Genomic DNA, 10,331 nt, shown 5'->3' with positions numbered 1-10,331 from the left:
TACACTCTTTCCCTACACGACGCTCTTCCGATCGGGAAGAGCGTCGTGTAGGGAAAGGGCGTAGTCTAGCTATCGCGGTCTTTTTCGAAGTAGCCGCCACCACAGCTTTGCGACTAGCAAATGGCATTGATAAACCGCTATGGCTGGTCACGGCCTGCATCGGCTATTTTATCTGTTTTACGATTATCTCTTTCGTATTCAAAACCCTCCCCCTTGGTATTGTCTATGCGGTTTGGGCGGGCGGCGGCTTGGCGATCATGACGGTCGTCAGCCAATGGATTTTCAACGAAACGCTTGATCTTCGTCAGATAGGCTGTATCGCCTTGATCTTGATCGGTGTTATCGGCCTTAACCTGATCTCACCCGCCTAGCGGGATCATGTGCCAAGCCGCAAATTTATTCTTTCTTGGCGAATAGCGGGAAAAAAATATGACCGGACAAGTATGGACAGCACTCATTCTGGCAGGACAACGCCCCGGCATTGATCCACTCGCCGCCCAGTTTCAACAGGAATGGAAAGCCCTCACTCCGATTGATGGCGAAGCGATGCTGTCACGGGTAGCAAAAACATTACTCGCTCTATCGCCCGATAAAAATACAAAAACGCCTGCGATTGGTCAGATCGTTGTGATGGCACAGGAACCACAAGCATTACTCACGGGTGATTGTGCGTGGATGGCCGAAGATAATCGGATCACAACGGCTCGATCAGGCAGCGGCATTGCCAACAGCATTATCAGCCTGATCGACCAGAAAAAAATTACCTATCCGCTTTTGGTAACGACAGCCGACCATCCTTTGCTGACAAAAGAGATGGTCACTGAATTTCTGTCCCAAGCACAGAATAGCGATCTAAGCGTTGGGGTTGTGTCTCGTAGCAATCTTCTCAAAAGCTATCCCGAAAATCGCCGGACATGGCTCTGTTTTTCAGATGATGCCTATAGCGGAGCCAATCTTTTTGCCATGGCCAATGACAAGGTGAAAGCCGCCCTACAGCAATGGTCAGAAATAGAGCAGAACCGTAAAAAAGCATGGCGGCTCATTCGCCATTTTGGCCTTTGCCTTGCGATCCGCGCCATCACGCGCAGTATCAGCTTTAAAAAAGCCCTCAATCAGGTTGGTAACAAGCTCGGTCTTACGATCAATCCAGTAGTTTTATCCCAGCCAGAAGCTGGAATCGATGTTGATAAACTTTCTGATTACCAGCTTGCCGAAAAAATTCTGAAAAACCGACAATAACATAAACAAAAAACAGCCCGCTAAAAAACGGGCTGTTTTTCTAAAATCCGATCTTAAAGGATCCTAGACCCAAGGACGGTCACTGGCCAAAACATCTTCATATTGGCTAATTTTGTCCTGATCTTTCAAAGTCAGACCGATTTCATCCAAACCTTCCAACAGGCAACGCTTACGGAAAGGATCAATTTCAAAATGGAAGCGATCCTGAAAAGGGGTCGTGACCACCTGATTTTCAAGATCAAGCGTAATGGGATCAGTCTTGGCGACTTCCAATAAACGCTCAACATCGGCTTCCGGCAAAACAACCGTCAACAAACCGTTTTTGAAGGCATTACCGGAAAAAATATCCGAAAAGCGCGGCGCGATCACCGCCTCAATCCCCATTTCCTTAATCGCCCAAGCGGCATGTTCTCGACTGGAACCGCAGCCGAAATTATCACCGGCAATCAAAATAGGCGCGTCCTTATATTCGGGATTGTCAAAGACATTGCCTTCTTTCGCCCGAATAGTTTCAAAAGCACCTTTTGCCAAACCCTTACGGTCGGTCGTTTTCAGGTAATGAGCCGGAATAATAATATCCGTATCAATATTGCTTTCGCCCAACGGATAGGCACGACCTTCGACTATTTTGACAGCTTTCATGCCTTTTCTCCCATTTCAACCGGCTCCAGATGACGCAGGTCGGTCAGATGTCCGGTTACAGCGGCGGCGGCGGCCATCGCTGGCGAAACCAGATGGGTTCTGGCACCGGGGCCCTGCCGTCCGACGAAGTTACGATTGGAAGTCGAAGCACAACGTTCGCCCGCTGGAACCTTATCAGGATTCATCGCCAAACACATCGAACAACCGGGTTCACGCCATTCAAAGCCAGCGGCTTTAAAAACTTCATCCAAACCTTCAGCCTCGGCCTGACGTTTTACCAAACCGGATCCGGGAACGACCAAAGCCTGTTTCACATTATCGGCAACATGCCGCCCCCAGACAACCGAAGCCGCCGCTCTCAAATCTTCAATACGGCTATTGGTGCAGCTTCCGATAAAGACGTTTTCAACCGCCAGACCTTCCATTTTCTGGCCGGGTTCTAACCCCATATATTCCAGAGAACGGCGTGCCGCCGCCTGTTTGGCAGGGTCAGCAAAAGAAGCCGGATCAGGCACAACGCCCGTAATCGGCACCACATCTTCAGGGCTGGTGCCCCATGTAACAGAAGGCTGAACATCCTCAGCTTTGATGATAACGGTCTTGTCATAGACAGCCCCTTCATCAGTTGCCAAAGACTTCCACCACTGAACCGCTTTTTCCCAATCTTGGCCTTTCGGTGCCATCGGGCGACCGAAAAGATAAGCAAAAGTTTTGTCATCTGGCGCAATCAATCCGGTGCGCGCGCCCGCCTCAATCGACATATTGGAAACGGTCAGACGCTCTTCAATCGACAGATTGCGGATTGCTTCACCGGTATATTCAATAGCATATCCGGTGCCGCCTGCCGTGCCCAAACTATGAATGATATGAAGGATTAGGTCTTTTGCCGACACATCGGGAGACAGCTTGCCTTCAACCCGCACTTCCATAGTCTTGGCAGGCGTCAGGATCAAAGTCTGGGTAGCCATGACATGCTCGACTTCAGAAGTCCCGATACCAAAAGCCAATGCTCCTAACGCCCCATGCGCTGCCGTATGACTATCACCACAGACCAAAGTCGTTCCGGGCAAGGTAAAACCCTGTTCGGGGCCCACGACATGGACAATACCCTGTTCAGGGTCAGTCGCACTAATATAGCGAACCCCAAATTCTGGCGCATTTTTAGCCAAAGCCGCTAATTGCTTCGCCGATTGTGGGTCAGCAATCGGTAACAGATGGCCTTCATTATCGACGCGTGCGGTTGTCGGCACATTGTGATCCGGCACCGCCAAAGTCCGATCAGGGCGACGCAATGGGCGACCTGCCTGACGCAAGGCTTCAAAAGCCTGCGGGCTGGTCACTTCATGGACAAGATGCCGATCGATATAAACAAGAGCAGAACCATCCTCACGACGCTCGACAATATGAGCGTCCCATATTTTTTCATAAAGAGTGCGGGGATTTTTTGTCATAATCATTCCTTTGGCGGCGTTTTTTAACGCTATTCGTTATAATTGCAATATCGCCGCCCTCACGGATAGCAAGCAGACACCCCAAGAAAGGCCGCGCTTTGCCTTTATTTCTTATGGGATGCCTTGTCTTTCTTGGCCGCTGCCGGTGCTGGCTTTTTCACAGCCTTTCCTTTTGCCTTTTTATCAGCCGCGACCACTTTCTTGGTAACGGCTGAATGAGCAGACGCTTTCGAGGATGCCGTTTTGCTATGATTTTCCTTGGTCGGCAAAGCGGCCTTACCGCCTTTTCCCTTTTTCGCATTCGCAGATGACGGATGATGCCGTTCTAACTGCAACCGCTCTTTTTTCGATATAGGATGTGCCGCGCGATGCACAAGCGGGGCTTGGTCTGGCACATCCAATTCCATCCAATCATGGAAAGGCTGGTGATAAAGCATATCCATCACTTCCAGTTGCAAGCCGGTTGGACGTGGACTTTCACTATTCCACAGCGCAGCCACACCAGATTTCAATTTGGGATCAAACAACAGCAAGGAACGATAACCACTGACCGCGCCCCGATGACCCACCATCAAATGGCCACGATAGTGATAGACCCGAAAAGCCATAGCATAGGCGGCATCATCCATCGCATGATCGACAGGCCCTCCTTTCCATGTGCCAGTATTGATCTGGGGCTGATGGATACGATTAAGCAAAGACGGGGACAAAGTTTCAGGCATCATACCCATTTGCGCCCGCATCCAACGACCCAAATCAAGAATAGAACTATTCACACCACCGGCGGCTGGAATCCGATAATAATTTTCTTTCACCTCGCGGGTATGCTGCCAGACATGAGGCTCCGCCCAATCCGCCGAATTAACCAAAGCATTGCGCCCAATCGAGGCAGAATACATCCCCAAAGGCAAAAACAGATATCGACGGACGGCTTGGGCATAACTCATGCCGGTTACGCGTTCGACAATCTCATGCGCGGTATCAAAAGCGACATTCTGATAGCCATAACACTGCCCGACAGAACAACTTAAATGCAAATGATCCAAATTCTGGCGCAAAGTTGCCGGATCTTCGCCATGCTCTAAACGGTCATCATAGGCATTATGCACCAAACCCAAACGCTGCGATAACAACATCCGAATAGTGGCTTGCTGTTCGGCATGTTCGGGCAGGCGAAGGCTGGTGCTGTAACGGGCAATAATATCATCAATAGACAGGCGTTTTTGATCGGCCAATAAATTGACCAAAGTCGAAGCCACCCCTTTTGACAAGGAAGCCCAACGAAACACCGTATTCGGGGTAACGGTGGCATGGCCTCCTGCCCGTCTAACGCCATAGCCACGAACAAAACGGATTTTACCATTTTCGATAATAACAACGCCCAATCCCACCATCGTCTGGGATTCCATCAAACGGTTCAGACGTTGATCTATTTTCTGATAATCAATGATGGATGTGCCTTCTTCTGGCGGTGCCAGCGTTTGCACAACCGTATTATTGACCGGATCAGCCGCTTGAAGCATTGACGGGACGAGACAGGAAAACGCGGTTAACAGTGTGCCGGTTTTCAATGCGATTTTATGAAGAGAGGCGATCTTATTTTTGCAATAAACTGTTTTAACACGGCGTAAATTTTTAACAGCCGTTATGATCGTCCGACACTTCATGCCATACCCTTTACCATTCTGCCCAAAAAAGCGGACAGTGAATAAAAACAGACCGTCATTTAAATGATTGGCGCGAAAAGAGACGACTCAAGTAAAGTCGTTCTCTTTTCTTCGATAGCGTTTTTTCATAAAAAGACAGGAAAATTTAGACGAAACTCAATAGCTTTATTTCATCAGGATAAAAGAGCGATCAGATTAATAGTGCCGGATTTTAGACAGTCACAGCAAAGCGGTCTATTTTGGTCAAAAATGACTTTTCAAAATACCCAAAAGCAAAAATCATTTTCGCTAAAAGCTTCTTTGGGAAAAAACGCATCCTATAAAAGGGAATAAATAATTTTTCCTAACGAATCTCATGCCCTCATCAGAAAAGACTTCATCACCACATGGTAAAGTAAAGTCATTCTGACGAGGCGCAAAGAAAAATCGACTATGGAATAATATGTTCAGCCCGCAAACGCTCAAATACATCAAAAAAGGAATGCGGCGTATATTGATAGCCTGTAAATCCAGCGAGACGACTTTTGCTCATATCGGTAACCGTCTCAAGAGGCCGTCCCAAATCGGCATCGGTATGCCATGCCGAATTTAGTTTCTCAAATCCGATATTTTTGAGCTGATAGCGCTTCACAATATCCTGCCACAACGCTGTATCCCCTGATAAACTATCCGCCAAAGAGGTAATTTTTTCAGGATAGGGCGCCGCTTCAATTCCGAACCATGCGGCCAATTGAGGCCATAACCATTTCCAACGGAAAATATCGCCATTCACGACATTAAAAGCCTGATTTTGCCCTTCGGCACGGGTCGAAGCCCATAACACATGATCCGCTAACAGGCGGGCATCGGTCAAATCAGATAAAGCATGCCATTGTTCAGGCGAACCGGGAAAGACAAAGGGGCGACCTGTTTCACGACAAATAGTGGCATAAACCGCCAAAGTCGTGCCCATATTCATCACATTGCCAAGGGCATAGCCAATAATGCTATGGGGACGATGGACGCTCCATGAAAAGCCATATTGCTTTGACGCTTTGGACAAAGCATCTTCTTGATTGTAGTAAAAATTTTCGAGATCAAGACGCGGCATGCTTTCTCGAAAAGGCGTTTCAATCGCGCCCCCTTTGGCATAATTTTCAAAAGAACCCAGATAATGCTTCATGCCAGTAACCAGCGCACTATGCTTGATCTTTTCAGGATGGGGTAAAGCCTGAAAAATATGGGTAATCATTTCGCTGTTAACGATGCAATTTTCTTTTTCCGTTGGACGACGTGACCATGCACAGAAAAAGACATGGGAGACAGAAATATCGGCCAAAGCATGCTGCAAGGCTTCTCTGTCAAAAATATCAGCCACAACAGGCAAAACCCCACTAACACTATCAAAGGGATGCCGTGCTAAACCATAGACCGTCCAACCTTCTGCAACCAAACGATTGGAGAGATTTTGGCCAACAATACCCGTCGATCCGACAACCAGCGCTTTAAGAGCCATAATTGATATTTCCTTTTCAACAAGCTTCTGTCAGGAGCATGTCTGTTCTGGAAAATATCCGCAATCCGGCACTATTTTGTGCCTTGGTCACTGAAAGGTTACCGCGTTGACTCCGCCTCTTCCCGAAGAATATCGTCATCCACCCTTTGATGAAGATTGCGCGCCCAGACAGTTATTGCGTTTATTAAGTGGGAAATGGACAACGATGATTTTGCACAGCCTTCACCTCTTGGGGGGACATGCCCGTCCGACCCAGTTGATGCGGGCTATTCCGGGTCTATCCAAAAAAATGATGACCCAAACCCTAAAAGAATTGGAACAACGACAATGGGTCTATCGCGATATAGAACAAGTAATGCCCCCGATTGTCGAATATAGGCTAACCGAATTGGGACAACTTTTTGTCGAACCTATTGAAATGCTTTACCAATGGGGCATTGCCCATAGCGAAGCCTTAAACAAGGCGTGTTCATCCGAAAAACCATAAAAAAAGACAGTCAAAAGCGCATCCTTTCAACTGCCTTTTTTCTTTCCGCTTGTGCCAGAAAAATCTTTAGTCACAACTACAATGCAGCCGCCATGACAGCCATGCAGCAACACAACACATCCCCGCGACAGAATATAAAATCTGGGAAGTTGAAAAACCGCTATTGCTGGCAAGCGCTGCCAAGAAACCACCCAAAACCATGGCACCCGAGGTCATAATATTATTGGCAGCAACCGTGCGCGCCGTATGATCTTTTTCAACGGTTGTCGTCAAAAACGCATAAAGCGGCACAACAAACATCCCGCCGGTAATGGCAACCGCCAACAAAGCAGAAAAGACCAAAATAACACCGGGTTGTTGGATAAATTCAGGCACAGAGAAAAAACGATGGACGGGGATATTATGCCAACGCCCGATAACCTGCTCAAACCATAAGACCGAAGCGCCCATTGCCAGAACCGAACCGGGGGCATAACGAGCAGAGACCTTACCGCAAAGAAGACGGTTAATCAGAACCGAACCGATGGCAACACCGATAGAAAAAATCGCCAAAAACAGACTGGCTACCTGCTTATCCGCATAAAAAAGATTTTTGACCAAAGGCGGAAATTGGATAATCAGCACCGACCCAATCGCCCAAAAAAAACTAATCGAACAAATCGCCAAAAACAAACGCGGGATATGCATTGTCGCCGAAATCAGACGGTAAGAGGCACGAAAGATATGATGATCAATCGGCTCGCCTTCTTTTTCGGCTTTGGCATCGGGAATATATTTCGACGCATAACAGCCCGATAAAGCAACCAACAAAATCACGGCACCGGCGATTTGGCTATTCACAAAACCGGCCACCACGGTTCCCCCCAAAATAGCGAGATAACTACCCGCTTCAACAAGGCCGGTTCCTCCCAAAACTTCATCTTTTTTCAGATGCTGGGGCAAAATCGCATATTTAATCGGGCCAAAGAAAGTCGAATGGATCCCCATCGCAAAAACAGCCATCAGCATTAACGGAATCGAATGTCCCCATAGACCGATAGCGCCCGTCGCCATGATAGCAATTTCAGCGATTTTAACGATGCGGATGATGCGGGCTTTGTCATGGCTATCCGCCAATTGCCCTGCCAAAGCCGAAAACAGAAAAAAAGGTATAATAAAGATGCCGGTTGCCAGCGCAGAAAAACGGGTTTCCATTTGAGGATTGGAATAAATCCCATAAGTCGCGACCAGAACTACCACTGTCCTGAACAGGTTATCGTTAAAAGCTCCCAAGGTCTGGGTAACGAAAAGCGGCAGGAACCGGCGTTTATTCAGAAGCCGGATAGAAGCTTTCATGCCGGAAAAAACTCATATTGTCCTAGAAGGCTTCTCTCATAACGAAAGCAGGGAATAGAGCCAAGGGAAAGAAGCCGCTAGAAAAAGGAAAAAATACATCTCGGCCTTTTTCAAAGCCGAAAAAAGCAAACGCTTTTCCCTTTCTATCAAGGCAGCCCTTTTGCCCAAAAACCGTTTTTTTCAAAGGAAAATAGATAGGTTTGACAGCAGGTTATCTTGGCGATATGCAAGATTTGAAACCTCGTCTCATAAAGATAACTTCAAAGGCAATATTGGACAGATAGCGGCAACGCAGATGTTGTTTTCAAGTTGTTAATGGGACATAGTCTTTCTCGTCGCTGCCCATTTTGCGATTTATCCTTTCTGATAAGGCAATAGGGCATCCTCGAAATAGTAGAAGGCTACTATTGGGTAGCTTTTTCGCGGTCGGGCATGACCGTTTTACAAAAGAAAGCCTTTCTTCCGCAAGGATCAAGGCCGATGCCAAAGGAACTAATCGTGCCATGCTGACATTGCCGAATGTCCTGACTCTTTCCCGTATTTTTGCGGTTCCGGTTTTGGTTGCCCTGCTCTGGAATCCGGGCTGGCTGGGTTATGTCTGCGCCTTTCTTTTATACTGCCTAATGGCGATTACTGATTATTTCGACGGCTATCTTGCCCGCGCGCAAGGGACGGTTTCAAAACTCGGCATTTTTCTTGATCCGATCGCGGATAAAATCATGGTGGCTTCGGTTATTGTGATGTTGATCTCTCGCCATCCGCTGATTGCCGGTTTCCATATCTTGGCGGCATTGATTATCTTGCTGCGGGAAATCGCGGTTTCTGGCCTACGGGAATTTCTGGCCGAATTGCATGTTTCCTTGCCTGTCAGCCAATTGGCCAAATGGAAAACGACCTTCCAGCTGGTCGCTTTTGGAGCCATTATTCTCAGCGGAGCTACCCTTAGCACGCCTTTGGTCAGCATCCTCGGCTTGACGTCTTTATGGATAGCCGCTAGCTTAACGCTTATCACCGGATGGGATTATTTGCGTATCGGCATCAAACATATGGATTGATGCCGGATTATTCTCCCGATCTGAATAACCCTTTTTCGATAACGACAAATGGATTTCTAATTTGCCATTTCTGTTTTTAGTAAAACCTGTTTCTATTCGTAACTGCAAAACGGCTTTTTCCTCAGGCTATGACCAATCTCATATAGCCTGATTTCCTGATTATCAGCCTGTACTGATTCCCGTTTTTCTTCCGCACAGCCTGCCTTTTTCTGTTTCTTTTTGTTTTGGATATGCTTTTCATCCGAAATGAATATTTTCTTTTTTCTCGGACACAGAGATGAAACATAGCTTTTTCATACTGTTACCGAGGCCATCAAACAGAAAATATCCGGCAAAGCCTCGATATAATTGATTATCTTTTATTTTAAAAAAATAATTTTTTATATTTATTTTTGCGGAAAATATGTTAGTTTATTTCTTATAAAAATAAAAAAAGGAGAGAATCATGCTGAATCTTTCTGACTTTTCCCTGTCGCTTTTGCTGCCCGTTATTTTGATTTTGTCAGCCGCTTTGACTTTGGCTTTCTATTTTGCCAACCGGAAAGACAACTATCATTCAAAATTTCCGGCCGTGCGCATTGCGATCGGCTCTTTCGCCTATTTTGCAGTCTCCGCTTTTATTTTAAGCCATATCGGCGAATTACTTTACGATACCATGTTATCATAAAGGCGTTTTATTAACCGCAACAAAGACCGTCCTTGCTTGCCAATAACCTCATGTCGAAAGACATGAGGTTATTTTTTTCTTATTCTGCCGCAACGCCCAAAGCCTCTAACAAAGCATCGTCGGCAGCCATATCGGCATTCGGGGTCGTCAATAAAACATTACCATAGAAAATCGAATTGGCACCCGCGACCAAACATAAAATCTGGGTTTCACGGCTTAAAGTTGATCGGCCAGCGGATAAACGCACCATCGACCGCGGCATCATCAAACGCGCCGTTGCAATCATTCTCACA

General features: G+C 46.9%; 10 protein-coding genes and 1 pseudogene. 5 read left to right on the top strand and 6 right to left on the bottom strand.

The genetic code is table 11. From position 1 onward, the window contains the following. Both LDL18_RS07465 and LDL18_RS07460 read left to right on the top strand, forming a co-directional pair. Positions 1–371 (top strand): multidrug efflux SMR transporter (locus LDL18_RS07465; RefSeq protein ID WP_296508316.1); only part of this gene is annotated, 371 nt, incomplete at its 5' end. A 58-nt stretch (positions 372–429) separates the two neighbouring features. Continuing rightward, positions 430–1,239, top strand: coding sequence for a nucleotidyltransferase family protein (locus LDL18_RS07460; RefSeq protein WP_296508314.1), 810 nt, complete (start codon positions 430–432; stop codon positions 1,237–1,239). Positions 1,240–1,302: 63 nt separating this feature from the next. Here LDL18_RS07460 and leuD read toward each other — a convergent pair whose 3' ends face one another. From leuD to LDL18_RS07440, 4 genes are all read right to left on the bottom strand, one after another. Further along, the gene (gene leuD, locus LDL18_RS07455) at positions 1,303–1,881 is read right to left on the bottom strand and encodes a 3-isopropylmalate dehydratase small subunit (protein ID WP_296508312.1); all 579 of its coding nucleotides are present in this window, start codon (positions 1,879–1,881) and stop codon (positions 1,303–1,305) included. Beyond that, positions 1,878–3,332: a 3-isopropylmalate dehydratase large subunit gene (leuC, locus tag LDL18_RS07450; protein WP_296508310.1), complete on the bottom strand. Its 1,455-nt coding sequence runs from the start codon at positions 3,330–3,332 to the stop codon at positions 1,878–1,880. The genes leuD and leuC overlap by 4 nt, the downstream gene beginning before the upstream one ends. 104 nt (positions 3,333–3,436) lie before the next feature. Continuing rightward, the gene (locus LDL18_RS07445) at positions 3,437–4,999 is read right to left on the bottom strand and encodes a serine hydrolase domain-containing protein (RefSeq protein WP_296508308.1); all 1,563 of its coding nucleotides are present in this window, start codon (positions 4,997–4,999) and stop codon (positions 3,437–3,439) included. A gap of 430 nt (positions 5,000–5,429) precedes the next feature. Beyond that, positions 5,430–6,494 carry an SDR family oxidoreductase gene (locus LDL18_RS07440; RefSeq protein WP_296508302.1) on the bottom strand — a complete coding sequence of 355 codons (1,065 nt, stop codon included), beginning with the start codon at positions 6,492–6,494 and terminating at the stop codon, positions 5,430–5,432. A 106-nt stretch (positions 6,495–6,600) separates the two neighbouring features. On the opposite strand from LDL18_RS07440, the gene LDL18_RS07435 reads away from it, so the two are divergent. Next, a complete protein-coding gene (locus LDL18_RS07435) occupies positions 6,601–6,981 on the top strand; it encodes a helix-turn-helix domain-containing protein (RefSeq protein ID WP_296508301.1) in 381 nt (126 codons plus the stop codon). Positions 6,982–7,047: 66 nt separating this feature from the next. On the opposite strand, the gene LDL18_RS07430 is transcribed toward LDL18_RS07435, so the two are convergent. Continuing rightward, on the bottom strand, positions 7,048–8,316 hold the full coding sequence (locus tag LDL18_RS07430; protein WP_296508299.1) for an MFS transporter: 1,269 nt from the start codon (positions 8,314–8,316) through the stop codon (positions 7,048–7,050). Positions 8,317–8,819: 503 nt separating this feature from the next. Here LDL18_RS07430 and pgsA point away from each other — a divergent pair. Beyond that, entirely contained in the window at positions 8,820–9,371 is a 552-nt protein-coding gene (gene pgsA, locus LDL18_RS07425; RefSeq protein WP_011240068.1) for a CDP-diacylglycerol--glycerol-3-phosphate 3-phosphatidyltransferase, read from the top strand. A 445-nt stretch (positions 9,372–9,816) separates the two neighbouring features. After that, positions 9,817–10,038: a hypothetical protein gene (locus tag LDL18_RS07420; RefSeq protein ID WP_011240067.1), complete on the top strand. Its 222-nt coding sequence runs from the start codon at positions 9,817–9,819 to the stop codon at positions 10,036–10,038. A 79-nt stretch (positions 10,039–10,117) separates the two neighbouring features. Here the strand turns inward: LDL18_RS07420 and LDL18_RS07415 are convergent. Next, positions 10,118–10,331, bottom strand: a pseudogene (locus LDL18_RS07415) (biotin synthase); the annotation flags it as partial.

It is taken from the genome of Zymomonas sp. (assembly GCF_020216885.1).
Lineage (GTDB): Bacteria > Pseudomonadota > Alphaproteobacteria > Sphingomonadales > Sphingomonadaceae > Zymomonas.
This window is presented reverse-complemented; position numbering and strand designations above follow the sequence as displayed.

What these genes read in the sequence shown, in the direction of transcription:
- LDL18_RS07460 (WP_296508314.1), top strand. Translation starts at nt 430, where the DNA reads ATGACCGGACAAGTATGGACAGCACTCATTCTGGCAGGACAACGCCCC.
- leuD (WP_296508312.1), bottom strand. Translation starts at nt 1,881, where the DNA reads ATGAAAGCTGTCAAAATAGTCGAAGGTCGTGCCTATCCGTTGGGCGAA.
- leuC (WP_296508310.1), bottom strand. Translation starts at nt 3,332, where the DNA reads ATGACAAAAAATCCCCGCACTCTTTATGAAAAAATATGGGACGCTCAT.
- LDL18_RS07445 (WP_296508308.1), bottom strand. Translation starts at nt 4,999, where the DNA reads ATGAAGTGTCGGACGATCATAACGGCTGTTAAAAATTTACGCCGTGTT.
- LDL18_RS07440 (WP_296508302.1), bottom strand. Translation starts at nt 6,494, where the DNA reads ATGGCTCTTAAAGCGCTGGTTGTCGGATCGACGGGTATTGTTGGCCAA.
- LDL18_RS07430 (WP_296508299.1), bottom strand. Translation starts at nt 8,316, where the DNA reads ATGAAAGCTTCTATCCGGCTTCTGAATAAACGCCGGTTCCTGCCGCTT.
- pgsA (WP_011240068.1), top strand. Translation starts at nt 8,820, where the DNA reads ATGCTGACATTGCCGAATGTCCTGACTCTTTCCCGTATTTTTGCGGTT.
- LDL18_RS07420 (WP_011240067.1), top strand. Translation starts at nt 9,817, where the DNA reads ATGCTGAATCTTTCTGACTTTTCCCTGTCGCTTTTGCTGCCCGTTATT.